A 23576-nucleotide genomic window follows, 5' to 3' on the forward strand; every position below is an offset into this window, starting at 1 on the left:
TGAATTTTCAGAGGACTCAACCATGGACTACGATTTTTTGCGTGATATCACCGGTGAGGTCAAAGTTCGTTTTTCAATGGGTCATGAGGTTCTGGGGCACTGGCTGAATGAAGAGGTCAAAGGCGACTTGAGCGTGTTGGATAAAGTCGAAGCGGCCCTCGCCGAGTTGAAAGGCAGCGAGCGCCAGTGCCAGATTGAAGGCCACGAATACACGCTACTGCTGGCCGATGATGAAGTGATGATCCGCGCCAACCAGCTCGGTTTTGAAGGCGACGAAATGGAAGAGGGCATGAGCTACTACGATGAAGAGAGTTTGGCGTTTTGCGGCGTAGAGGACTTTCTGCAAGTCCTCGAGAAGTACCGTTCTTTCGTCACCACCTATCGGTAAGCCCTTACTTGCCGCGCGACGCGCTCCAGCATAGCAGCGACCCCGCCACCACCATGCCGACGCCCGGCCAGAAACTGGCTCCCGGCAGGGTATGTAGCCACAGCCCCGCGATGAAAATAGCCGATAACGGCGTGAAATAGGAGAGGGCCGCCACCAGCGTGGCATTACCTTTTTTCATCGCGATGTCCCAGCACTGATAGGAAATCGCGGTGATCGCGCCCATCACCAGTAACTCAGTGACGGCCGGCCAGGTCATTCTGATTCGGGTAGAAGAGTAGTTGAAGTAGAGCGCCCACAGCACCGCGCCGGTTGCCAGCAAGAACAGCGGCAACACCCCAGCCCCTTTACTAAATATCCGCACCAGATTGGAATAGAGCGCCCAAGACACTGCTGCGCCAAGCGCCAGCGCATAAGCCACCGGGTTGCTGCGCACATTGCGCATCAGCTGGTGGATATCCAAACCGTGCCCGCCGCTAATAGCCCATAGCACGCCAACAAAGGCTAACACCGCGCCCGGCCACATCCACCAACGCACCTTTAATTTCAGCAACGGCACGGCGAACAGCAGGGTCAGGCTGGGCCACAAGTAGTTAATCAGGCCAAGTTCTAAGGTTTGCTGGCGGCTATGTGCCAGACCAATCGCCAGCGAAAACGACACCATATAGAAAACGAACAGCAGGCCGCAAATAATCAGATAAGCCGCAGATTGCCCGCGCAGCGTCGGCCGGCCGCTGGCCATCCACACCATAATTCCACTCACGGTATAAATAGAGGCTGCCGCGCCAAATGGCCCAAGGGCTTCGGCCAGACTGCGGGTCAGAGCAACGCTCATGCTCCACAATACAATGGCAATAACACCAAACAGCGTCGCAAAACGATCCATGGATTCGGTCTGAGTCAGAGAAAGGGATACCCAAGATAAGCGATTGCCGCGGCTAAGCAAACCTGAAGAATCTCAATCCCCTTCATCAACAGCAATTCATGATGAAGGGGAGTGAAAGGCGGGGATCAGAAGTAGTAACCGACCTCTAAGCCCAGCGTCGAGGTGGTGGTGGCTGGCTGATAGTAGCCGACATTCTGACCGTCGAGCTGGCCCTGTTTATCGTCCGATTTACCGTATTTCTGGTGAATATAGGACGCCTTCACAAACAGGTCTTTGTTGATATTCCACGTCAGGCTGGTGAACGGTGACAGGCGCGATTTCGGCTCAAGCCAGACACCGCCCTGATTGCTGTGGGTCCAGGTCTTAATCGGATACAGCGCGCCGCCTTCCAAACTGAGGCGCGACTCGCTGGTCATCTGCCAGTTTGCGCCAAGAGAAGCTTTGGCATAAGGCTGGAGCGTGACTTCCAGCGCGCTAAATTGGCGGGTGCGATTCTCTGAGGCAATATAAACATCGTCGGAACGAATATTGCGCAGCCAGAATTGCCCGCCCAACGCCCCTTTAGCATCAAAAGAGACGCTGTCCGAGGCGCGATAACGGTAACCGCGCGTGATATCCGCGCTGTAGCCGGTATAGGTTGTTTTGCCTTTTAATGAGCCATCGGGCACGTCGGCTTTATCATCCAGCGTGCTGCCCTGATAATTAACGATGCCAAACATCAGGCTCATGTCCCAGGCTTTTAATAACCCACTTGGGGCATCGAGATAGTTATTGGCGCCAAAGTTTACTCGCAGGCGAGGACCATGTTCTGCAACGTATTTGCCGTCTTGGTTAGCGACGGTTTCATCCCATTTATAATATTCCGCCCCATAACTGACATAGTGGCGTGTTCCATCGGTATTGCTGCTGAACAAACTTTCCCCGGCCCGGGAAACCCCGGAAACCAATAAAGAGCTCGATACCAATAAGGTGGCAACGGTCTTTAATTTACAGATTGTCATTTTATTATTTCTTTGTGTCGGTGAAGGAGAGCGGTGATTTTAAAAACAGCGGGGGGATGCTAACGCAGGATAAGGTGGGTAAAACAGCCTCTATTCATTTTTGGTCAAAATAAGATCAATACAGAGGTATTAAGTTAAATTTAAAGACTTGATGGTTAACTATTTGAGTTAGTTAGTTTTTTATATTCTTTAAATTTGACTTAATACGTAGATCATTTTCTGATCAATTTGACTTAAGGTAATGTAAAAAACAGCTTTAGTGAATTTTTTAGGTAGAAGCGGGGATTTCTATAAGAATTAAATGTAGCTGAGCGTGGAGTTAAGTCAAATTAAAATGGCGGACATGTGATGCCCGCCATTTATTAACTTCTTATTAACCTCTGTTCGGCTGAAAAATCTTACAGCGAAGGGATATTGCGACCGTAATAAATTTCCTGCATCTCTTTATACAGCAGGTCGGTAATTTCTTTATGCTCTGCCGCGCTTAATTGGTCGGGCTTGGCATTGAAAAGATAATGTTTAAGGTCGAACTCTTTCAGCATCATTTTGGTGTGGAATATATTTTCCTGATACACGTTCACATCCATCATGTCATACAGCGCCTTCATATCCTTCGACATGAAGTTCTGAATCGAGTTGATCGAGTGGTCGATGTAATGTTTGACGCCATTAATGTCGCGAGTGAAGCCACGCACGCGATAATCAATGGTGACAATGTCAGATTCCAGCTGGTGAATAAGGTAGTTCAGCGCCTTGAGTGGCGAGATAACGCCACAGGTGGAGACTTCAATATCGGCGCGGAAAGTGCAAAGGCCGCCTTCAGGGTGGCTTTCTGGATAGGTATGCACGCAGATATGGCTTTTATCGAGATGCGCCACCACGGAGTTTGGCAGCGGGCCAGGGTGCTCGGTGGTATCCACGTCGCGTGGGTCCATTGGCTCTTCGCTCACTAAAATCGTGACGCTGGCGCCCTGTGGCTCATAGTCCTGCCGCGCGACGTTGAGGATATTGGCACCGATGATGGAGCAAGTTTCGGTGAGAATTTCCGTCAAACGGTTCGCGTTATATTCTTTGTCGATGTAGGCAATATAGCCGTCACGATCGTCAGCCGTTTTGGCATAACAGATATCGTAGATACAAAAACTCAGGCTTTTTGTCAGGTTATTGAAACCATGCAGTTTCAGTTTTTGCAATTTAGTTCACCCCCTCATGGATGCCGGATCAGCGCGAGGCTGACAGGGCATTCAGTAGATATTGCGGCAGGGCAAAGCTGCCATAATGGATTGCCGGATTGTAATAACGGCAGGCAATGTCTGCGGCGTCGAAGCGCGCTTGCAGAGTCTTAGCGTCGAGCTGGCGATGCTCCGGGCTGTTGGTGGCCCAGGCGAAAGTCATGATGCCACCGTAATAGGTCGGGATCGCCGCTTGGTAAAAACTGACGTCGCTAAAGTAGTGACTCAGCTTCTGGTGGCTATTAACGGCTTCATCCTGCTGTAAGAAGCAGACGCCGTTTTGCGCCACGAAAATGCCGCCCGGATTCAGACAGCGCTCGCAGCCTTGGTAAAACTCTGAGGTAAACAGGCTTTCTCCGGGACCAATAGGATCGGTGCAATCTGAGATGATCACATCAAAGGTTTCGCTGGTCTGATTGACGAACTTCACCCCGTCGTCGATCACCAAGTTAAAGCGCGGATCGTCATAGGCACCGGCATTGTGGTTCGGCAGATACTGGCGGCAGAACTCCACCACGCCGGCATCAATTTCTACCATAGTGACAGACTCAACCTGCGTATGACGGCACACTTCGCGCAGCATTCCGCCGTCGCCGCCGCCGATAATCAGCACTTTCTTAGCCTTACCGTGAGCCAAAATCGGCACGTGGGCCATCATCTCGTGATAGATGAACTCATCCCGCTCGGTGGTTTGCACCACGCCGTCGAGCGCCATCACGCGGCCCAGCTCGGCGTTTTCGAAAATGATCAGATCCTGATGCTCGGTTTTATCGCGATACAGCTCTTTTTCGACGCGAAAATATTGGCCAAAGTTGGCGTGCAGCGTCTCAAACCACATTTCTTTTTCGGACAATTTCTGTGACGGATTCTGGGACATTGTGCAATCTTCTCCTGAGTATTCACAGCCTTGGAAAATGGGGGCAACATGATAGCCAACATCGCCATTGTATGCACGATTGAATATTACTCAGACGTTTTAGGAATATAAGTGTAGCTGAGGTGGGGAAATACGCTGGAAAGCGGCCCGGCCAGAGGCGAAAGTCAGTGGGAAGATGCTAAAGCCGGGCGAGAGAGGGAGTTAGTTAGAGTAGGCCAGCAGGCTCAGGGAGTCGCGAGCCAGCGCCTTGCACTTGGTCGGCTTGGCGACGGCAATCCCGCTCAGGTCGCGATAGCTATCTTCACCCATCGCCTGCATGTTGAAGCTGCTGTAATTGGTTAAATCCCAACGGTTTTGTTGAGCGAAAAACACAATCGCGCGCTTAATTTGCGCGTTAGGAAGCTGTTCGTAGCCGCAATTATTTTTCAAATACACGAAGACGGCGGTCAAATCCGCCAGGTCTTCAGCCTCTGATTCGCTTAAAGCCTGGCTGGCGGAGGAGAATCCGAGCAGGGCGAGCAACATCAGGGTTAGCGTCGTTTTTTTCATGGAGTGGTTCTTTATAAAGAGAAAAAAGCAGGCTCAGATAGAATGAAACGACGTTAACATATTTGCCCTGAGTCACACTAAATTTCTTTTGTCGGCAATGCTGCTTGACCCTTCCCTTGGTGGAAGGTTTACCCTCTGTGTTATATCTGCCCGTTCTTTGCCAACCCCGACAGAGGCACGGAACATCGCCAAAAGGATCTGAACATGCATCGTCGTGACTTTATTAAATGGACAACACTGATGGGGGCGGCCACTACGCTGCCGGGCTGGAGCCGTCTGGCATTTGCTGCTGACAGGCCAGCATTGCCGATTCCCATGCTGCTCAAACCCAACGCCAAAGGCGTGATGGTGCTGAATTTACAGCGCGGGCAGAGCCAGTTTACGCCGGGCGTGAATACCGAAACCTGGGGCATTAATGGCAATATCCTCGGCCCCGCGCTGCGCGTCAAACGCGGCGAGCCGGTGACGGTCACGGTGAATAACCAACTGAATGTCGCCAGCACGGTACACTGGCACGGGCTGGAAATTCCCGGTCAGGTGGACGGCGGCCCGCAGGGCGTGATCGCGCCGGGTGCCAGCCGCACTGTGCAGTTCTCCCTCGACCAGCCTGCTTCTACCTGCTGGTTCCATCCGCATCCGCATCAGACCAGTGGCTATCAGGTGGCGATGGGGCTGGCCGGTTTGGTACTGATTGAAGATGACGAAAGCAACCAGCTGCAACTGCCGTCGCGCTGGGGCGTGGATGATATCCCGCTGATTCTTCAGGACAAGCGCCTGAACGACGCCGGGCAGATCGACTACCAGATGGATGTGATGACCGCCGCCGTGGGCTGGTTTGGTCAACACATGCTGACCAATGGCGTGGTCTTCCCGCAGCACGGCGTGTCGCGCGGCTGGCTGCGTTTCCGCCTGCTCAACGGCTGTAATGCGCGCTCGCTCAATGTCTCGACCAGCGACGGTCGCCCACTCTACGTGATTGCCAGCGACGGCGGCTTCCTCGCCGAGCCGGTGAAACTCAGCGAGCTGCCGATGCTACCCGGCGAACGTTTCGAAGTGCTGGTCAACTGCCCGGATGCCAAAGCTTTCGACCTCGTCACCCTGCCGGTCACTCAGATGGGCATGACCCTTGCGCCGTTCGATAAACCTCTGCCGGTGCTGCGCGTGCAGCCGACCCTGACGCAGGGCGAGCAGAACATACCGGATAAACTGATCACACTGCCGGAGCTGGTTTCCGTCGATGGCCTGCCAACCCGCTGGTTGCAGCTCTCCATGGATCCGCGCCTTGACCAGCAGGGCATGGCGGCGCTGATGGCGCGCTATGGGCATCAGTCCATGGCGGGCATGAGCATGGACCACGGCTCAGGCGACGGCGGCCACGATATGGCGGGCATGAATATGCAGGGCATGTCCCATGACGACCACGGCAACATGGCAGGCATGGACATGAGTAAGAAGGATGACGGCAAGTTCGACCTGATGACCGGCAACCGAATCAATGGCAAAGCTTATGACATGAACAGCCCGGCCTTCGATGTCAAACAGGGCCAGTACGAGAAATGGACCATTTCCGGTGAAGGCGACATGATGCTGCACCCGTTCCACATTCACGGCACCCAGTTCCGCATTCTGTCTGAGAATGGTAAGCCAGTGGCGGCGCACCGCGCGGGCTGGAAAGACATTGTGAGAGTGGAGGGCGGGCGCAGCGAGGTGCTGGTGCGTTTCAACTATCTGGCGAGCAAAGAGCAGTCTTACATGGCTCACTGCCACCTTTTGGAACACGAAGACACCGGCATGATGCTTGGATTTACGGTTTCCAGTTAAGGCCTCTGTTTGTTGAGTCGATATGTCGATCACTGACATTCGGCTCAGCAGACTGTATGGTAACGCGGCTGAAAACCATGATATTCACATCATTCTGAGGGGAGAATAAGATGAAAAAGTCGCTGCTGGGTTTTGCGCGGGAAACGCTGGAAATCGAAATCGAAGAGGCGCAACGGCTGCTGACTCGGCTGGATGACAATTTCGTCGACGCCTGCCAGTTGCTGCTCAACTGCACAGGCAAAGCCGTGGTGTCGGGAATGGGTAAATCCGGCCACATCGGCAAGAAAATTGCCGCGTCCCTCGCCAGCACCGGCACGCCAGCCTTCTTCGTCCATCCGGCCGAGGCGCTGCACGGCGACTTAGGCATGATTGGCAGCAACGACGTGCTGATCTTCATCTCCTATTCTGGCCGCGCCAAAGAGCTGGATATGATCCTGCCTCTATTAGCCGAAAACCAAACCAAGCTGATTGCTATTACCGGCGGCAAAGATTCCCCGCTGGCGCAGGCCGCCGATGCCATTATTGACGTCGGCGTAGAGCGCGAAGCCTGCCCGATGGGGCTGGCCCCGACCTCCAGCGCGGTCAATACTCTGATGATGGGCGATGCGCTGGCGATGGCCTTAATGCGCCATCGCGGCTTCGGTGCAGAGGACTTTGCTCGCTCACATCCGGGCGGCAGCCTCGGCGCGCGCTTGCTCAATCGGGTTCATCATTTGATGCGCACCGGCGACCGACTGCCGGTTATCGACAGCCAGGAAAATGTCATGAATGCCATGCTGGAGCTGAGCCGAACCGGGCTGGGCCTGATTGCGGTCTGCGACAAACAGCGCCACGTGGTGGGGGTATTTACCGACGGCGACCTACGCCGCTGGCTGGTGAAAGGCCATACTCTCGACGAGCCGCTGATGAATGCCATCACCCGCCCCGGCTTCCAACTGCCGGAACAGTGGCGCGCGGGCGAGGCGCTGGAAGCCCTGCACCAGCAGCACATCAGCGCCGCGCCGGTGGTGAACAGCGACGGCGTGCTGGTCGGGGCGATAAATCTGCATGATTTACATCAGGCGGGCATTGGTTGATCCGACGGCGTTACTCATTAACTGGTTCTTTGTTATAATCCCCGCGCTTTAAGGTCGCCATCACGGTCAGTGGTGGCGATGACTCTTTCAAATTCCAGGTGGTTAGGCTTTATATGAAACACAGAGTAGACGTCATGATTTCCGAGCAGGAAGTCAAAACCCGAATTGCTGAGTTAGGCCGTGAAATCACCGAGCACTACCGTGATAGCGGCAGTGATATGGTGCTGGTCGGGCTGTTGCGCGGTTCATTCATGTTTATGGCTGACTTGTGTCGCACCATTGACGTTTCCCACGAAGTGGATTTCATGACCGCCTCCAGCTACGGCAACGGCATGTCCACCACCCGTGATGTCAAAATCCTCAAAGATCTGGATGAAGATATCCGTGGCAAAGACGTGCTGATCGTCGAAGACATCATCGACTCCGGCAACACCCTGAGCAAAGTCCGCGAACTGCTGCAACTGCGCGGCCCGAAATCGCTGGCAATCTGTACGCTGTTGGATAAACCACAGCGCCGCGAAGTGGACGTGAAAGTCGAATATGTAGGTTTCGCCATCCCCGACGAATTCGTGGTGGGTTACGGCATCGACTACGCCCAGCGCTATCGCCACCTGCCGTACGTCGGCAAAGTAGTGATGCTCGAAGAGTAAGTGGCTGGCTGCCCGCCTTAGTCTTTCTAACGCGGGCAGTACACACAGAGCGACACGCCGGAAAAAGGCACAAAAAAAGGCACATAATGTGCCTTTTGCTTTTTATTCTTTTGTACAGTTACTGCGGATTGCCGTGCAGCAGGGCGGAGACGCCTTGGCGGTAACGTTGTTCCAGCGTTTCGCGGCTGGTGGAGGTCACTTCGAGGTCGCGCAGACGCCCGTCTTGAATGCCGTAAACCCAGCCGTGTAGCGAGACTTTTTGTCCGCGCTTCCACGCGGTCTGCATCACCGTTGAGTGGCCGAGGTTGTAAATCTGTTCCACCACGTTCAGCTCGCACAGCTTGTTCAGACGCTGGTCTGGGGAGAGCTCGCCGAGCAGTGAACTGTGTTTGTACCAGATGTCGCGAATATGCAGCAGCCAGTTGTTGATAAGCCCCAACTCAGGATTCTCCACCGCCGCCTGAACACCGCCACAGCCGTAGTGCCCACAGATAATCACGTGCTCGACTTCCAGCACGTCGATGGCGTACTGCACCACGGACAGGCAGTTAAGGTCGGTATGGATAACCAGATTGGCGACGTTGCGGTGAACGAAGAGTTCACCCGGCTCAAGCCCGGTCAGTTGTTCGGCAGGCACGCGGCTGTCTGAGCAGCCAATCCATAGAAAGCGGGGTTTTTGCGATTCGGAAAGACGTTCGAAGAAGCCTGGATCTTCTTCCACCATGGTTTTTGACCAAAGGGCGTTATTATTTTTAAGTGTTTCAATGTCATTCATGGACGTTAATAGCCTGTAACCGATCAACTGCGATGGGTTAATATAGGGCAACACTCCGCTATTTCATATCGATTCAGCATCCCATTAAGCAACAAATCATAACGCCAGAATTTATAACAAGGTTCTCTACACAAGGTAAGCTCCACTTATGACATACGCATTGGAACTGGAGAAGTTAACCAAGACTTACGCCGGTGGCGTGCAGGCTCTACGCGGCATCGACCTCAAGGTAGAAGCAGGTGATTTCTACGCGCTGCTCGGGCCAAACGGTGCCGGTAAATCGACCACCATTGGCATCATCAGCTCGCTGGTGAATAAATCTGCCGGTAAGGTTCGAGTCTTTGGTTACGACATCGATAAGGATATCGTCAACGCCAAGCGCCAGCTCGGGCTGGTGCCGCAGGAGTTCAACTTCAACCCGTTTGAAACCGTCATGCAAGTGGTGGTCAATCAGGCCGGTTACTACGGCGTTCCGCGCCCGCTGGCTTTACAGCGCGCTGAAAAATACCTAACCCAGCTGGATCTGTGGGGCAAGCGCAACGAGCGTTCCCGCATGCTGTCGGGGGGGATGAAGCGCCGCCTGATGATTGCCCGCGCGCTGATGCACGAGCCGAAGCTGCTGATCCTCGATGAACCAACCGCCGGGGTGGATATCGAGCTGCGCCGTTCCATGTGGGGCTTCCTTAAAGAGCTTAACGCCCAGGGGACCACCATCATCCTGACCACCCACTATCTGGAAGAAGCGGAGATGCTGTGCCGTAATATCGGCATTATTCAGGGCGGCCAGCTGGTGGAAAACACCAGCATGAAAGAGCTGCTGTCGAAGCTGAAATCTGAAACCTTCATTCTCGACTTGGCACCGAAAAGTAATCTGCCGCAGCTCGAAGGCTATCGCCACAAGCTGACGGATACCTCGACGCTGGAAGTGGAAGTGATGCGCGAACAGGGGCTGAACTCGCTGTTTAGCCAACTGAGCAATCAGGGCGTGCAGGTGTTGAGTATGCGTAACAAGGCTAACCGTTTGGAAGAGCTGTTTGTCACCTTGGTGAACGGCAGTGAGGAATCGAAATAATGTCGCAATTGTATTGGGTTGCACTCAAAAGTATCTGGCTAAAAGAGATTAACCGTTTCGGGCGTATCTGGATCCAGACGCTGGTTCCGCCAGTGATCACCATGACGCTGTACTTCATCATTTTCGGTAATTTGATTGGTTCGCAGATTGGCCAAATGCATGGTTTCACCTACATGCAGTTCATCGTGCCGGGCCTGATCATGATGGCGGTGATCACTAACTCCTACGCTAACGTGGCATCCTCTTTCTTTAGCGCCAAGTTCCAGCGCAATATTGAAGAGCTGCTGGTGGCCCCTGTGCCAACGCACGTGGTGATTGCCGGTTATGTCGGCGGCGGCGTGGCGCGTGGTATCTGCGTGGGGATTTTGGTCACCGCGATTTCACTGTTCTTCGTGCCGCTGGTGATCCACTCATGGTGGGTTATCGCGCTGACTCTGCTGCTGACGGCGATCCTGTTCTCCCTCGGCGGCCTGCTCAACGCAGTATTTGCCACCACCTTTGATGACATCAGCCTGATCCCAACCTTCGTGTTGACCCCGCTGACCTATCTGGGCGGCGTGTTCTACTCGCTGACGCTGCTGCCGCCAATCTGGCAGGCGGTTTCTAAGCTCAACCCAATTGTCTATATGATCAGCGGCTTCCGCTACGGCTTCTTGGGGATCACCGATGTTCCGTTGGTGTTCACCATGGGCGTGTTGGTGGCGTTTATTGCAGTGTTTTACTTGCTGGCTTGGTACTTGATTGAGCGTGGCCGCGGCTTGCGTAGCTAATCCACGTCATCCTTTGCGCTGTCTCTGCGTTGGCTGCCTGCGCTCACCCCAGTCACTTACCGATGTAAGCTCCTGGGGTTCGCTTAGTTGCCGCCTTGATACATCACAAATGATTTAGTGGATTCATTGCGGTTAAAAATAAAAAAAACGGGGCCAGTCAGTGGCCCCGTTTTTTTATGCCTGAATCAAGGTTATGCCACTTGAACAGGTACCGCCTTGGCGGTGCGTTTCAGTTGGTTTTCACCTTCGAAATAGGCGACTTTCGGCTGGTGCTTGCGGGCTTCGGCGTCTGACATCTGCACGTAAGAACAGATGATCAGCAGGTCGCCGACGCAGGCGCAGCGCGCTGCCGCGCCGTTCACCGATATAATCCGTGAGCCGCGTTCAGCTGCGATAGCATAGGTCGAAAAACGCTGACCGTTATCAACGTTATAAATGTCGATGGCTTCGTATTCCAGAATCCCTGACGCGTCGAGGAAGTCTTGATCGATGGCGCAGGAGCCTTCGTAGTGCAAATCAGCCTGAGTCACGTGAACTCGATGCAGTTTGCCTTGGAGCATAGTACGTACCATGTAGGTGACCCTTCATTTACCTTTAACTTTCACACTGTTGCTTCATTGCGACAGCGGGAAGGCTTGGGATAACAAATTGATGAAATACAAAAAATCCGATACCCAGATCGACCACATCTTTGCCGATTTAGTACCCGTTGTCTACTGCGTCAAATCAACCTGCTGATTATCAATCAGTCGCGCTTTACCCAGCCACGCCGCCATCAGAATCACGGCCGACGTGCTATCCACATTCAGCTCTTGCAGGGTCTTGGCGTCGCGAATAAACAGCTCGTCAGGGGTGAAGCCGGCGTCGCGTAGCTGCTGCGCCGTCTCTTCCAGCATCTCTTCGACGTGGCGCTCGCCTTGGCTCAGGCGCTTGGCCAGCTGGTTCATGATTTTCGCCAGCTCAGGCGCGGTTTTGCGCTCGTCGTGAGTGAGATAACCGTTGCGCGAACTCAGTGCCAAACCGTCTTTGGCGCGCACGGTCGGCACACCGATAATCTCGATGTCATAACCCATGTCTTCCACCAGCGTGCGGATCAGCGCCAACTGCTGGAAGTCTTTTTGGCCGAAGCAGGCGACGTCAGGCTGCACCAGATTGAACAGCTTGCTGACGATGGTCGACACGCCACGAAAATGCCCCGGACGGCTCGCGCCCTCCAGAATGGTGGAGATAACCGGCACGTCGACCTGAGTCTGGGTGGCCAAGCCTTTCGGATAGATATCCGCCGGCGACGGCGCGAAAACTAAGTCCACGCCGCGTTTGTTCAGCTTCTCGCAGTCTTCCTGCAAGGTGCGCGGGTAGCGTTCTAAATCGTCAGGGCGCTCGAACTGCATCGGGTTAACAAAGATACTTACTACCACCACGTCGCCCCGGGCTTTGGCTTCTTCCACCAGGGTCATGTGACCTTCATGCAGGTTGCCCATGGTGGGAACCAGTGCGATACGTTTGTTGTTCTGGCGGTAAAAACGAATTTCACGGCGCAGCAGCGGCACATTTTCAATAATCAGCACGTCGAAAACCCTTCTTATTTAAAACTGTGTTCTTCGCCCGGATAGACACCCTGAGCAACTTGTTCAACATACAGGCGCACCGCGCCGCGAATGTCGCCAGCCTCGGTGAGGAAGTCTTTGGCGAACTTCGGCGTGTGGCCGCCGGTGATGCCAAAGGCGTCGTGCATCACCAGAATCTGGCCGTCGGTCACGTTGCCCGCGCCGATACCAATCACCGGAATGGCAAGCTCTTCGGTCACGCGCTTCGCCAGCTCGACCGGCACGCACTCCAGCACCATCAGCTGTGCTCCGGCTTCTTCGAGTGCCAGCGCATCTTTCACCAGCTGGTTAGCCGCCACTTCGTCACGGCCCTGCACTTTATAGCCGCCGAACACGTTGACCGACTGCGGCGTTAAGCCCAAATGACCACAAACCGGCACCGCACGCTCGGTGAGCATTTTCACCGTTTCACATAGCCAGCTTCCGCCTTCTAACTTCACCATATTGGCCCCGGCGCGCATCAGCACGGCCGCGCTGGTGAAGGTCTGCTCTGGGGTGGCATAGCTCATAAAAGGCAGGTCAGACAGCAGCAGCGCCTTGGGCGCACCGCGACGCACGCAGCGCGTGTGATAGGCAATCTCTTCGACAGTGACTGGCAGGGTAGAGTCATGGCCCTGCACCACCATGCCGAGGGAATCACCAATCAGCATCACGGGGATACCCTGCTCGGCGAACAACTGCGCGAAGCTGGCATCGTAGGCGGTAATGGTCGCAAACTTGTGGTTCTCTTGCTTCCACTGGCGTAACTGGCTGAGGGTTGTAGCTTTCATGAGATCTTCCTATGAACAATTCATTCGGTGAATATCTTGCCGACATTCTACTGTATGACCGAATAAGCAGGTAGTGAAGTTCCTGCTCAGGGCACGGAACATCTTAAGAACTGCTTAAGGTGGTTGACGTATAATCAAAGAGTGGAGATTTCGGGCGAATATTAAGGAAGAGCAATGCGCATTTTACTGATTGAAGACGACAACATGATTGGCGACGGCATCAAGGCCGGGTTGGGCAAGCTGGGGTTTACGCTGGACTGGTTTACCGACGGTAAAATGGGCAAAGCGGCGCTCGACAGCGCGCCTTATGACGCAGTGATTCTGGACCTGAGCCTTCCGGGCCTCGATGGTATGCAGCTTTTACGGGAATGGCGGCGCGAGGGCAAAGACACGCCGGTGCTGATCCTTACGGCGCGTGACGCACTGGAACAGCGGGTGAGTGGCCTACAGGCCGGCGCCGATGACTATCTGTGCAAACCTTTTGCGCTCGTGGAAGTCGCGGCGCGGCTACAGGCACTGATCCGCCGCCGCCACGGGCAGATCACCCCGATTGTCACCCACGGCAGTTTACAATTCGACCCTGCCTCTCGCAGCGCGACGCTAAATGGCGAAGTCGTGGTGCTCACCCAGCGCGAAATCACCGTCATGGAGCTGTTTCTCAACAACAAAGGCCGGGTTCTGCCTCGCCCGCTGATTCAGGAAAAGCTCTACAGCTGGGACGATGAGGTCAGCAGCAACGCGGTTGAAGTGCATATTCACCACTTGAGGAAGAAGCTCGGCAACGGCTTTATTCGCACCGTCCACGGCGTGGGCTACACCCTGGGCGATGCCACGGAGGAGGGCCAGTGAGAGCTAGATTTGCGCGTCTCAGTTTGCGGCTGCGGCTGATTTTATTGTTCGGCCTTTTGGCGCTGCTCACTTGGCTGGCCGCCTCGGTTATCGCCTGGCAGCAGACTCGCCACAACATTAATGAAGTGTTCGACACCCAGCAGATACTGTTCGCCAAACGACTGGCAGGGGCGGGGCTGGCGGAGATGATGGCGGTGGAGCACGACGTGCGCCTGCCGGAAACCAAGAAAATCCTGCATAAAGGCAATCGCGGCCATACCGACGATGACGCGCTGACCTTCGCCATTTTTGATCGTCAGGGCAAGATGCTGCTCAACGACGGCGAGAACGGCAAGCATATCCGCTTTGACAGCAGCACGCAGGGGTTCACCGACAGCCAGCTGGAAGGGGATGACGACGCGTGGCGACTGCTGTGGCTGACCACCGCCGACGGGCAGTTCCGCGTGGTGGTCGGGCAAGAATATGACTATCGCAACGATCTGGCGTGGACGCTGGTCAGCGGGCAATTAATGCCGTGGCTGGCGAGCTTGCCTATCCTGCTTCTCGCGATGATCCTGCTGATCACTCGCGAGCTAAAACCTTTGCGCCGAGTGGCGGACGATCTTCATCGCCGCGCGCCTGACGACGCTGCGCCCATCTCCACCCAGCAGGTTCCCTCCGAGGTTTTGCCTCTGGTGACATCCCTTAACTCGCTGTTTAGCCGCACCGGCGAGCTGCTGGTGCGCGAGCGCCGCTTCACCTCCGATGCCGCCCATGAGCTGCGCAGCCCGCTGGCGGCGCTGCGCGTTCAAACCGAAGTGGTGCAGCTTTCCGGCGATGACGCCAGCGCGCGGGAACATGCACTGGGGAATCTCACTACCAGCATTGATCGCGCCACGCGGCTGGTGGATCAACTTCTGACCCTGTCGCGGCTGGAGTCTTTTGACGGTTTAGAGGAGCTTGAGCCTATCAGCTGGGCCAGCCTGCTGATGCAGGTGATGGGTGAGCAGGACGCCGCCGCGCACGCCCGCGGCATCGCGCTGCGCTTTGAACCTCTGGGCGAACCGGCGACGATTCAGGGCCAGCCGTTGCTGCTTTCGCTGATGCTGCGCAACCTGATTGATAACGCGGTTCGCTATTCGCCGCGCGGGTCGAACGTCACGGTGTGGCTCGACGAGCAGGGGATTCGGGTTGAAGATCAGGGGCCGGGCATTGATGAAGAGTACCTTGCGAGGCTGGGGGAGAGGTTCTATCGGCCGCCGGGGCAACAGCAGACCGGCAGCGGGCTGGGCGTTTCGATTGTGCAGCGTATCGCCCAGTTGCACGGCTTGCAGGTGAGTTATCGCAATCGCCAGCAGGGTGGCTTAGAAGTCGTAATCAGATAAGCAACGGCCAGATGAACTGGCCGCGAATTACCAGCGTTCCAGCCCGTTCAGCGGCACGCGGGTGAGAACAGTTTGCAGAGATTCGCCGTCAGGGAACACCACGTCTGGCGCGATTTCTGCCAGCGGATAGAGCATAAACTCACGGTTTTTCATGTCGTAATGCGGCACGGTCAGACGTTCGGTGTTGATCACCCGATCGCCATACAGCAGCAGGTCTAAATCCAGCGTGCGCGGTCCCCAACGTTCCAGCTTTCGCACCCGGCCCTGATTCTGTTCAATGGCCTGAGTGCAGTCTAGCAGCTCTTCTGGCGGCAGTTCGGTATCCAGTGCCACCACGGCATTGAGGAAATCAGGCTGATTTTGCGGGCCAAGGGGCTTGCTGCGGTAAAATGATGAGCAGACCACCAGCTGGGTGCGGGGCATGTGCGCCAGAGCTTCCAGCGCACAGTTAACCTGGTCTACAGGCTTGGCAAGGTTACTGCCGAGCGCAATGTAGACCCGAATCATTGCGCATTGTCCTTGCGCGGTGCCCGTTTGCGCGGACGACGCGGACGGCTGCGGCGCGGTGCGGCGTCATCACCCAGCGTACCCAGCATGTTTTTCTGCGAGGCCGGTGTCGCTTCCTGGAACTCACCCCACCATTCGGTCAGGCTTTGCAGTTCGCGATGCTGCTCGACTTCGGCGCGCAGCGCCAGCAGGTCGAAGGCGGCGCGGAACTTCGGATGCTCCATCAGCTTGTGCGCACGTTTACCCTGACGGCGAGACAGTCGCAGTTGCAGCGCCCAGATATCACGCACCAGCGTAGTAATACGTTTTGGGATCGCCAATGTGCGGCACTGCTCGTCGAGCACGTCGTTCATCGCCAGCGAGAAGGCATCGTAATAGGTCAATCCGCCTTCCTGCGCCAGCTTCTGCGCGTGTTCAATCACCGGATACCACAGCATCGCGGCGAACAGGAACGCAGGGTTAACGCGCTGATCGTTTTGCAGACGGAAGTCGGTGTTTTTCAGTACCTGAACCAGAATGCGCTCCATCGGGCTGTCACCCTCTTCGGTGAACTGGCGGGCAATCAGCGGGAACAGCGGCTGGAACAGCTGATATTCACGCAGCTTCAGGTAGGTCTGGTAGCCGTTGCCCGCTTGCAGCAGTTTTAAAGACTCTTCGAACAGGCGCGCCGGAGGGATTTCTTGTAACAAGGTCGCCAGTCGTGGAATAGGCTGTGCGGTTTCCGGGCTGATTTTCATGTCCAGCTTGGCGGCGAAACGCACGGCGCGCAGCATACGCACCGGGTCTTCACGGTAGCGCGTTTCTGGGTCACCAATCAGGCGAATAATGCCGTTTTCAAGGTCACGCAGGCCACCGGTGTAGTCACGCACGGTGAAGTCGGCCACGCCGTAATACAGGCTGTTGATGGTGAAGTCGCGGCGCTGGGCGTCATCTTCGATGGTGCCGAAGATGTTGTCGCGCAGCAGCATGCCGTTGACGGCCTGCTGGGAAGAGTTTTTGTCTTCCACTTCTTCTTGCTGCTCGTGATGACCACGGAAGGTGGCCACCTCAATGATTTCCGGCCCAAACATCACGTGAGCCAGACGGAAGCGACGGCCTACCAGACGGCAGTTGCGGAACAGTTTGCGTACCTGCTCAGGCGTGGCGTTGGTGGTGATGTCGAAGTCTTTCGGTTTCTTTTCCAGCAATAAATCGCGCACGCCGCCGCCAACTAGGTAGGCTTCGTAACCGGATTTATTTAAGCGATACAGCACTTTAAGGGCATTTTCGCTGATATCACGACGAGAGATGTTGTGCTCATCGCGAGGAATAATGGTCATGGCGCGGGTTTCGCCTTCGTAATCAAAGGAGACGCGGGCTTTCTTCGCCGGCTCTTCGGTCACGTAACGTTCAACGAATGGGCGATCGCCGCGTGGCGCTTCGCTGGCTGAACGGCGATTGTCATGGTTTTCGTTCTGACGAGGGGCAGAGCGGGATGGCTGTCTCGCGCCTTGCGCAGCGTTATTGCCGCGTCGATCGCCTCGATTGCCATTGTCATCCCGGCGATTACGGTTATCGCGATTGCCGCTGCGTTCGCGGCGTGGGGATGACGGCGTTCTTGGGTTGCCGTCGGCAACAGAAGCAGAGTCCACGGAGGTTGGGTCGCGGCGGTCTTTATCTTCACGAAGAGGGGCTGGTTCAGGCACCGCGTTTTCTTCACGGATGACTTTGTCTTCACGAACTAGCACCTTACGGCAAAAATTGGCTACTCGGGTAAAAATGGGACACCTCGATAGTGACTGATAAAAATGACGCGACGCAAAAACAGCGGCTAATCATAGCTCACACTGGCTACTTTGAGAATGCCGAAGTCAAATCTGGCGGAGCTTTCGCATGCTGACGCGGCATCTGCGCGGGGGACCAATGTTCAATCGCCCAGCGTAATAATAAATCTAATGGTAAATCCTGCCAGTTTTCCGGCAAGGTTTGACCTAAAAATTGTAACGCTTTCAACAACACGGGGCGCGGATCGCCGGGTGGCAGGCCGGGCGCGTGATTTTGTTTGGAAAGCTTATCGCCACTCTCATTGACCGCCAGTGGCAAATGCAAATATCCCGGCTGCGGGTAGCCAAGATGCTGATAAAGCGAAATCTGCCGTACCGTTGGCTCAATTAAGTCGGCTCCGCGCACCACGTGATTGACTCCCTGATAGTGATCGTCGACCACCACGGCGAGGTTATAGGCGAACAGGCCGTCTCGGCGGCGGATAATAAAATCCTCTTCGGCGAGAGTCTGGCTGGCGTGCAGCTGGCCCTGAAAATCATCGTCGAAGGCGTAAACCGGGCGCGTCTGGCGCAGGCGAATCGCCGCATTCTCAGGGCCAAGGCCTAAGTGCTGACAGTGGCCATCATAGGTGCCGCCGAGCTGGGCGACGCGCTGGCGGGTACAGGTGCAGTAATAGCTCAGGCCATTGTTGTGCAACGAGTCTAGGGCGGCGCGGTAGGCGTCATGGCGTTTCGACTGCCAAACCACTTCACCATCCCAGTGCAGGCCAAAACGTTCAAGCGTGGCAAGAATGCTGTCGGCGGAACCGGCGATTTCGCGCGGCGGGTCGAGATCGTCAATACGCACCAGCCACTGGCCCTGCGCGGCGCGGGCGTGCAAATAGCTACCGAGGGCGGCAATCAGAGAACCAAAGTGAAGTTCACCGGAAGGTGAGGGAGCAAAGCGGCCGATGTAGGGCGACGTGGCGTGGGTATCTGACATAAGAAGTTTGAAACGAAAGAGGGTGCTGCGTTGTTAAGGGAACGCGGTGCGTAATGCACCGCGTGGGACCCGAGACTTAACCTGCCATCTGCTTTTCGCGGATTTCAGCCAATGTCTTACAGTCAATGCACAAATCAGCGGTAGGACGTGCTTCGAGACGGCGAATACCGATCTCAACGCCACAGGAATCGCAATATCCGAAATCCTCGTCTTCCACTTTTTTCAGCGTTTTTTCAATTTTTTTGATCAGCTTACGTTCACGGTCGCGGTTACGTAGTTCAAGGCTGAATTCTTCTTCCTGAGCGGCACGGTCGACCGGATCTGGGAAGTTTGCAGCTTCGTCCTGCATGTGCGAAACGGTACGGTCAACTTCATCCCTGAGCTGATTGCGCCACGCTTCAAGGATCTTCTTGAAGTGGGTCAGCTGAGCGACGTTCATGTACTCTTCGCCTGGCTTCTCTTGGTATGGTTCTACCCCAGCGATGGCGAGAATGCTCAAGGACGATGTCTTACGGGTTTGCCCTTCTTGCATGATGCTTCTCCTACATAAAACGCACTATACTCTTCATCCTTTAAGCTACTGCTGCGTTGTCCGCCTTGCTGTAATTCAACGATGTTGAGTATTTCGATCCCCAAAAGGGGGAAAAAATCAGGCCGCTATAAATACCAGAAGGCAACGAGGTAAGCAATTAATCATCGCAGGGTCTTGACAGACCTGTGAGGAAAAGCGTATTCGCGACTCCTTAATCCTTCAAAAATTGAACAATTTAGAGTCTCTGCCCCCATGTGGTCGCCGCCGATGGCTTTAATAACAGGGGTTATCCGACAAACTGGCGGGTAGCCAGAGGTAAACGTTCTGTGAGGCGGATACCCTCGGCAGAAAGTTTTGCACCGTAACACATCACTTCGACACCGTTTTTCTGTACCTGCGTCAACAATGCTGCATAACGCGGATCAATATGGTGTGCCGGAGAGACGCTTTCAATGCCTGAATGCAATACAGCGAAAAATAAAACGGCTCGCTGTCCCTGTTCTGCCATCGCTTGAAGCTCGCGTAAATGCTTCTGACCTCGCAGGGTCACTGCGTCGGGGAAGAAGCCGCATCCTTGTTGCAACAAGGTGACAGATTTCACTTCAATATAGCAGTCAGAACCGTTATCCGCCTGTAACATAAAATCTATGCGGCTGTTTTCGGCGCCGTATTTAACTTCGCTAGAGATCTTACTGTAAGCAGATAATTCTGGAATGCCGCCTAATTCCAGCGCTTCTCGCACTAGCTGGTTGGCCCGCAGCGTGTTGACGCAAATCCAGTGCCCCTGCTGCGTTTCGGTAAGCTCCCAGCTATGGGCGTACTTGCGTTTTGGGTTGTCGGAGGTGGAATACCAGACGGTATCGCCCGGCGTAGCGCAGCCGGTCATCGCGCCGGTATTGGCGCAATGCAGGGTTAATTCCTTACCTTCTGGGGTGACCACGTCCGCCAGAAAACGTTTGTAACGTTTGATCAGGGTTGCGGGTTGAAGTGGTGGCTCGAAGTGCATGACATTTCCTGATTGAAATTAGTCGTTAGGCGCGGCGGGCGACAGCGGCCAGCTTTGCAACAAGGAGTATCGGGTGCGGCCACTCTCATAAAGGGACTGGTACAGACCAAACTCGGTGGCGTCCAGCGTCCAGTTGGGTGTTGTGGGAGGAATGGCGACCGGACGAGTGGCGGCGCGGAACAGCGAAATATGCGGATGAAACGGCAACGCGCTCTGGTAACAGCCGTTGCGCGCCGCGTGGGAGCGCAGCACCTCGGCCAGTTGCAGCAGCGCGCGTGGCGCACGCCGAGTGCCGAGCCAAACCACGCCGGCTCCGGGCCAGTGGCCCGCGTCATCGATTTGCACGCTGAAAGCTTTGGCATCGATTCGCCCGGCGACGCCGCGTAAAGCCGCCCCTTTTTGTTCGCTCACCTCGCCCAAAAAGGCCAGAGTGATATGCAAATTGGCCGCCGTCAGCGGGCGTCCTGTCTCGGCCGGGAAGTTATCAGCACGCCATTTAATCACCTGTTTTTGTAATTTCGGTGGCAGTGATAAAGCAAAAAACAGACGGCGTTGAGCGGACATTGCAGGTTCCCTTAAGGCAGAAGCAGGCCCAGATGCTACAATGCTGGCGCTTTAAATCAACTCATATGGGGCTTTTTCATTGTCATCTTCTTTGCCGGTCAGTGCCGTACTTGACCCTTTATTAGTCGCGCTAAAAAGCGCGCCGCAGGTACTGCTGCTGGCCCCGACAGGCGCGGGCAAATCGACCTGGCTGCCGCTACAGCTGCTGCAACAGGCTAACCTGCCCGGTAAAATCCTGCTGCTCGAGCCGCGTCGGCTGGCGGCCAAGAACGTGGCTTATCGTCTGGCCCAGCAGCTTGGTGAAACGCCCGGCCAGACCGTCGGCTATCGCATGCGCGCGGAAAGCAAAACCAGCGCCGCCACTCGTCTTGAAGTGGTCACCGAGGGGATCCTGACCCGCATGGTGCAGGCCGACCCTGAGCTGAGCGGCGTCTCACTGGTTATCCTCGACGAATTCCACGAGCGCAGCCTGCAAGCCGATTTGGCGCTGGCGCTGCTGCTCGACGTGCAAAACGCCCTGCGCGATGACCTCAAGCTGCTGATTATGTCAGCCACCCTCGACAATCTGCGACTCACCCCGCTGCTGCCCGACGCGCCGGTAATTGTCTCCGAGGGGCGTAGCTTCCCGGTGGATCGCCACTATATTTCTCTCGCCAGCCACGAGCGCCTCGACGAAGGCATAGCGCGGGTGGTGAGTCGCCTGATGAGCGAAAACGGCGGCTCGATGCTGCTTTTCCTGCCCGGCGTGGCGGAAATCACTCGCGTGCAGAACCTGCTGGCAGGGAGAGTGTCTGACGATATCGACCTCTGCCCGCTGTATGGCGCGCTGACGCTCGATCAGCAGCAAAAGGCGATTCAACCTGCGCCAGCGGGCCGCCGCAAAATCGTGCTCGCGACCAATATTGCTGAAACCAGCCTGACTATCGAAGGTATTCGGCTGGTGGTGGACAGCGGGCTGGAACGCAGCGCGCAGTTTGACCCGCGCTCCGGCCTGACCCGTCTGGTGACGCAGCGGATTAGCCAAGCTTCGATGACCCAGCGCGCGGGCCGCGCCGGGCGTCTGGAGCCGGGGCTGTGCTGGCACCTGTTCGCCAAAGAGCAGGCTGAACGCGCCAGTGCGCAGGGCGAGGCGGAAATTCTGCAAAGCGACCTGAGCAGTTTCTGGCTCGAACTGTTGCAGTGGGGCTGCCAGCAGCCGGAGCAACTGTCGTGGCTTGATACGCCGCCCGCCCCCGCGCTGGCGGCGGCCAAAACCTTGCTGCACTCTCTTGGCGCGACGGATAAGCAGGGCAAACTTACCTCGGCGGGGCAGCGCATGGCCAAGCTCGGCTGCGAGCCACGCCTTGCCGCAATGCTGATTGCTGCCGATGCTCAGGGTGCCGATGCCTTAGCGACGGCGGCGCTGCTGGCCGCCATGCTGGAGGAGCCTCCGCGTGGCGGCATGCCAGATATTGATTACTGGCTCAGTCGCCCACAGGGCAACTGGCAGCGCCGCGCTGGTCAGCTGGCTCAGCGAGTGTCGGCCAAAAAAGGGCAGGTGGATGCGGCACTGGCTCCGTGGCTGTTGGCCGCCGCCTTCAGTGACCGCATTGCCCAGCGCCGGGGAGCCGATGGCCGCTATTTGTTAGCCAACGGCCTCGGGGCTTCTCTACCGCAGGACGATGCGCTAACCCGCGCCGCGTGGCTGGTGGCGCCGCAGCTGTTGCAGGGCAATAACAGCCCGGACGCGCGAATTTTGCTGGCAGTGACGCTGGATGCCAGCCAGTTGGCCGAGCGTTTGCCGCAAATTGTCAAAGAGCAAACTGCGGTCGAGTGGGATGAAGAGAAAGGCACGCTACGCGCGTGGCGGCGCTGGCAGGTGGGGCGGCTGGTGTTGAAAGCTAACCCACAGGCCAAGCCGGATGACGCCGATTTACAACAGGCGCTGATTGACTGGGTTCGGCAGCAGGGTTTGGCGTCGCTTAACTGGTCGGTAGCCGCCGAACAGCTGCGCCTGCGCCTGACTTGCGCCGCCAAATGGATGCCCGAAGCTGACTGGCCCGCGATGGATGACCAAAGCCTGCTTGACGGCCTGGAGCAGTGGCTCTCGCCGTCGCTTAACGGCGTGCGTTCGCTCAAAATGCTGCAACAGGTGGATTTATATGACGCGCTGCTGCGGCTACTGGATTGGCATCAGCGCCAGCGATTAGATAAGGCGCTGCCGACCCATTACACCGTTCCTACTGGCAGCCGTTTGCCAATCCGCTATTATGCTGACCAGCCGCCGATTTTGTCAGTGCGGATGCAGGAAATGTTTGGCGAGGAGCGCAGCCCGATGCTGGCTGAAGGCCGCGTCGCCGTGGTGCTGGAGCTGCTTTCCCCCGCCCAGCGCCCGTTGCAGATCACCGCCGATTTGGCGGCATTCTGGCAAGGGACGTATCGCGAAGTACAAAAAGAGATGAAAGGTCGCTACCCTAAGCACCCCTGGCCGGATAATCCGGCTGTGGAAATGCCCACGCGTCGCACCAAAAAATATCAATGACCAGAAAACCCAAGCCG

At 56.0% G+C, this 23576-nt stretch carries 24 protein-coding genes; 9 read left to right on the forward strand and 15 right to left on the reverse strand.

Annotated features, from left to right (window positions below; genetic code table 11):
- Positions 1–22 precede the first annotated feature (22 nt).
- Positions 23–388, forward strand: a complete 366-nt coding sequence (yacL, locus tag ACT3RR_RS13930; protein ID WP_034787239.1) for a protein YacL — start codon at positions 23–25, stop codon at positions 386–388.
- A gap of 4 nt (positions 389–392) precedes the next feature.
- Here the strand turns inward: yacL and yddG are convergent, their stop codons facing one another.
- From yddG to ACT3RR_RS13955, 5 genes are all read right to left on the reverse strand, one after another.
- Positions 393–1271 (reverse strand): aromatic amino acid DMT transporter YddG, encoded by an 879-nt coding sequence (gene yddG, locus ACT3RR_RS13935; protein ID WP_353501014.1) that lies wholly within the window; start codon positions 1269–1271, stop codon positions 393–395.
- Between the two features lie 125 nt (positions 1272–1396).
- On the reverse strand, positions 1397–2272 hold the full coding sequence (locus ACT3RR_RS13940; RefSeq protein ID WP_353501015.1) for a hypothetical protein: 876 nt from the start codon (positions 2270–2272) through the stop codon (positions 1397–1399).
- A 398-nt stretch (positions 2273–2670) separates the two neighbouring features.
- Positions 2671–3465, reverse strand: coding sequence for an adenosylmethionine decarboxylase (gene speD, locus ACT3RR_RS13945; protein WP_353501016.1), 795 nt, complete (start codon positions 3463–3465; stop codon positions 2671–2673).
- Positions 3466–3493: 28 nt separating this feature from the next.
- On the reverse strand, positions 3494–4357 hold the full coding sequence (speE, locus tag ACT3RR_RS13950) for a polyamine aminopropyltransferase (RefSeq protein ID WP_396131712.1): 864 nt from the start codon (positions 4355–4357) through the stop codon (positions 3494–3496).
- Between the two features lie 225 nt (positions 4358–4582).
- Positions 4583–4930 carry a YacC family pilotin-like protein gene (locus tag ACT3RR_RS13955; RefSeq protein WP_034787248.1) on the reverse strand — a complete coding sequence of 116 codons (348 nt, stop codon included), beginning with the start codon at positions 4928–4930 and terminating at the stop codon, positions 4583–4585.
- A 204-nt stretch (positions 4931–5134) separates the two neighbouring features.
- Between ACT3RR_RS13955 and cueO the strand changes: the two genes are divergently transcribed.
- From cueO to hpt, 3 genes are all read left to right on the forward strand, one after another.
- Positions 5135–6751, forward strand: a complete 1617-nt coding sequence (gene cueO / locus ACT3RR_RS13960) for a multicopper oxidase CueO (RefSeq protein WP_353501017.1) — start codon at positions 5135–5137, stop codon at positions 6749–6751.
- 110 nt (positions 6752–6861) lie between these two features.
- Entirely contained in the window at positions 6862–7827 is a 966-nt protein-coding gene (gutQ, locus tag ACT3RR_RS13965) for an arabinose-5-phosphate isomerase GutQ (protein WP_496200531.1), read from the forward strand.
- 113 nt (positions 7828–7940) lie between these two features.
- On the forward strand, positions 7941–8477 hold the full coding sequence (gene hpt, locus ACT3RR_RS13970; protein WP_353501019.1) for a hypoxanthine phosphoribosyltransferase: 537 nt from the start codon (positions 7941–7943) through the stop codon (positions 8475–8477).
- 118 nt (positions 8478–8595) lie between these two features.
- On the opposite strand, the gene can is transcribed toward hpt, so the two are convergent.
- Positions 8596–9252, reverse strand: a complete 657-nt coding sequence (gene can, locus ACT3RR_RS13975; protein WP_034787270.1) for a carbonate dehydratase — start codon at positions 9250–9252, stop codon at positions 8596–8598.
- A gap of 148 nt (positions 9253–9400) precedes the next feature.
- Here can and ACT3RR_RS13980 point away from each other — a divergent pair, with 148 nt between their 5' ends.
- Together ACT3RR_RS13980 and ACT3RR_RS13985 are read left to right on the forward strand one after the other, a co-directional pair.
- Entirely contained in the window at positions 9401–10324 is a 924-nt protein-coding gene (locus ACT3RR_RS13980) for an ABC transporter ATP-binding protein (RefSeq protein WP_353501020.1), read from the forward strand.
- Positions 10324–11094 carry an ABC transporter permease gene (locus tag ACT3RR_RS13985; protein WP_353501021.1) on the forward strand — a complete coding sequence of 257 codons (771 nt, stop codon included), beginning with the start codon at positions 10324–10326 and terminating at the stop codon, positions 11092–11094. Before ACT3RR_RS13980 ends, ACT3RR_RS13985 begins: the two co-directional genes overlap by 1 nt.
- 191 nt (positions 11095–11285) lie before the next feature.
- Here the strand turns inward: ACT3RR_RS13985 and panD are convergent, their stop codons facing one another.
- The 3 genes from panD to panB all read right to left on the reverse strand — a co-directional run bounded on the left by panD (position 11286) and on the right by panB (position 13471).
- Positions 11286–11666, reverse strand: coding sequence for an aspartate 1-decarboxylase (gene panD, locus ACT3RR_RS13990; RefSeq protein WP_353501022.1), 381 nt, complete (start codon positions 11664–11666; stop codon positions 11286–11288).
- 141 nt (positions 11667–11807) lie between these two features.
- A complete protein-coding gene (gene panC, locus ACT3RR_RS13995; protein WP_353501023.1) occupies positions 11808–12662 on the reverse strand; it encodes a pantoate--beta-alanine ligase in 855 nt (284 codons plus the stop codon).
- Positions 12663–12676: 14 nt separating this feature from the next.
- Positions 12677–13471 (reverse strand): 3-methyl-2-oxobutanoate hydroxymethyltransferase, encoded by a 795-nt coding sequence (gene panB / locus ACT3RR_RS14000; RefSeq protein ID WP_485903104.1) that lies wholly within the window; start codon positions 13469–13471, stop codon positions 12677–12679.
- Positions 13472–13645: 174 nt separating this feature from the next.
- Between panB and qseB the strand changes: the two genes are divergently transcribed.
- Both qseB and qseC read left to right on the forward strand, forming a co-directional pair.
- A complete protein-coding gene (gene qseB / locus ACT3RR_RS14005; RefSeq protein WP_396131645.1) occupies positions 13646–14320 on the forward strand; it encodes a quorum sensing response regulator transcription factor QseB in 675 nt (224 codons plus the stop codon).
- Positions 14317–15684, forward strand: coding sequence for a quorum sensing histidine kinase QseC (qseC, locus tag ACT3RR_RS14010; RefSeq protein WP_496200532.1), 1368 nt, complete (start codon positions 14317–14319; stop codon positions 15682–15684). The genes qseB and qseC overlap by 4 nt, the downstream gene beginning before the upstream one ends.
- A 27-nt stretch (positions 15685–15711) precedes the next feature.
- Here qseC and folK read toward each other — a convergent pair whose 3' ends face one another.
- From folK to thpR, 6 genes are all read right to left on the reverse strand, one after another.
- Complete coding sequence (gene folK / locus ACT3RR_RS14015; RefSeq protein WP_496200533.1) at positions 15712–16191, reverse strand: 2-amino-4-hydroxy-6-hydroxymethyldihydropteridine diphosphokinase; 480 nt, start codon at positions 16189–16191, stop codon at positions 15712–15714.
- A complete protein-coding gene (gene pcnB, locus ACT3RR_RS14020; protein WP_353503899.1) occupies positions 16188–17510 on the reverse strand; it encodes a polynucleotide adenylyltransferase PcnB in 1323 nt (440 codons plus the stop codon). Before pcnB ends, folK begins: the two co-directional genes overlap by 4 nt.
- A gap of 511 nt (positions 17511–18021) precedes the next feature.
- Entirely contained in the window at positions 18022–18936 is a 915-nt protein-coding gene (gluQRS, locus tag ACT3RR_RS14025; RefSeq protein WP_485903108.1) for a tRNA glutamyl-Q(34) synthetase GluQRS, read from the reverse strand.
- Between the two features lie 76 nt (positions 18937–19012).
- Complete coding sequence (dksA, locus tag ACT3RR_RS14030; protein ID WP_034787382.1) at positions 19013–19468, reverse strand: RNA polymerase-binding protein DksA; 456 nt, start codon at positions 19466–19468, stop codon at positions 19013–19015.
- A gap of 286 nt (positions 19469–19754) precedes the next feature.
- Positions 19755–20474 carry a DNA/RNA nuclease SfsA gene (sfsA, locus tag ACT3RR_RS14035; protein WP_496200534.1) on the reverse strand — a complete coding sequence of 240 codons (720 nt, stop codon included), beginning with the start codon at positions 20472–20474 and terminating at the stop codon, positions 19755–19757.
- A gap of 18 nt (positions 20475–20492) precedes the next feature.
- A complete protein-coding gene (thpR, locus tag ACT3RR_RS14040) occupies positions 20493–21038 on the reverse strand; it encodes an RNA 2',3'-cyclic phosphodiesterase (protein ID WP_496200535.1) in 546 nt (181 codons plus the stop codon).
- Between the two features lie 79 nt (positions 21039–21117).
- Here thpR and hrpB point away from each other — a divergent pair, with 79 nt between their 5' ends.
- Positions 21118–23559 (forward strand): ATP-dependent helicase HrpB, encoded by a 2442-nt coding sequence (hrpB, locus tag ACT3RR_RS14045; protein WP_496200536.1) that lies wholly within the window; start codon positions 21118–21120, stop codon positions 23557–23559.
- The last annotated feature ends 17 nt before the right edge of the window (positions 23560–23576 follow it).

Source organism: Ewingella sp. AOP8-B2-18 (assembly GCF_052376015.1).
Lineage (GTDB): Bacteria > Pseudomonadota > Gammaproteobacteria > Enterobacterales > Enterobacteriaceae > Ewingella > Ewingella allii.

Coding starts and splice junctions, on each gene's coding strand:
- thpR (WP_496200535.1), bottom strand. CDS start 21,038: ATGTCCGCTCAACGCCGTCTGTTTTTTGCTTTATCACTGCCACCGAAA.
- pcnB (WP_353503899.1), bottom strand. CDS start 17,510: ATGACCATTATTCCTCGCGATGAGCACAACATCTCTCGTCGTGATATC.
- folK (WP_496200533.1), bottom strand. CDS start 16,191: ATGATTCGGGTCTACATTGCGCTCGGCAGTAACCTTGCCAAGCCTGTA.
- ACT3RR_RS13985 (WP_353501021.1), top strand. CDS start 10,324: ATGTCGCAATTGTATTGGGTTGCACTCAAAAGTATCTGGCTAAAAGAG.
- yacL (WP_034787239.1), top strand. CDS start 23: ATGGACTACGATTTTTTGCGTGATATCACCGGTGAGGTCAAAGTTCGT.
- can (WP_034787270.1), bottom strand. CDS start 9,252: ATGAATGACATTGAAACACTTAAAAATAATAACGCCCTTTGGTCAAAA.
- ACT3RR_RS13980 (WP_353501020.1), top strand. CDS start 9,401: ATGACATACGCATTGGAACTGGAGAAGTTAACCAAGACTTACGCCGGT.
- cueO (WP_353501017.1), top strand. CDS start 5,135: ATGCATCGTCGTGACTTTATTAAATGGACAACACTGATGGGGGCGGCC.
- panB (WP_485903104.1), bottom strand. CDS start 13,471: ATGAAAGCTACAACCCTCAGCCAGTTACGCCAGTGGAAGCAAGAGAAC.
- ACT3RR_RS13955 (WP_034787248.1), bottom strand. CDS start 4,930: ATGAAAAAAACGACGCTAACCCTGATGTTGCTCGCCCTGCTCGGATTC.
- ACT3RR_RS13940 (WP_353501015.1), bottom strand. CDS start 2,272: ATGACAATCTGTAAATTAAAGACCGTTGCCACCTTATTGGTATCGAGC.
- qseB (WP_396131645.1), top strand. CDS start 13,646: ATGCGCATTTTACTGATTGAAGACGACAACATGATTGGCGACGGCATC.
- sfsA (WP_496200534.1), bottom strand. CDS start 20,474: ATGCACTTCGAGCCACCACTTCAACCCGCAACCCTGATCAAACGTTAC.
- hpt (WP_353501019.1), top strand. CDS start 7,941: ATGAAACACAGAGTAGACGTCATGATTTCCGAGCAGGAAGTCAAAACC.
- panD (WP_353501022.1), bottom strand. CDS start 11,666: ATGGTACGTACTATGCTCCAAGGCAAACTGCATCGAGTTCACGTGACT.
- yddG (WP_353501014.1), bottom strand. CDS start 1,271: ATGGATCGTTTTGCGACGCTGTTTGGTGTTATTGCCATTGTATTGTGG.
- dksA (WP_034787382.1), bottom strand. CDS start 19,468: ATGCAAGAAGGGCAAACCCGTAAGACATCGTCCTTGAGCATTCTCGCC.
- gutQ (WP_496200531.1), top strand. CDS start 6,862: ATGAAAAAGTCGCTGCTGGGTTTTGCGCGGGAAACGCTGGAAATCGAA.
- gluQRS (WP_485903108.1), bottom strand. CDS start 18,936: ATGTCAGATACCCACGCCACGTCGCCCTACATCGGCCGCTTTGCTCCC.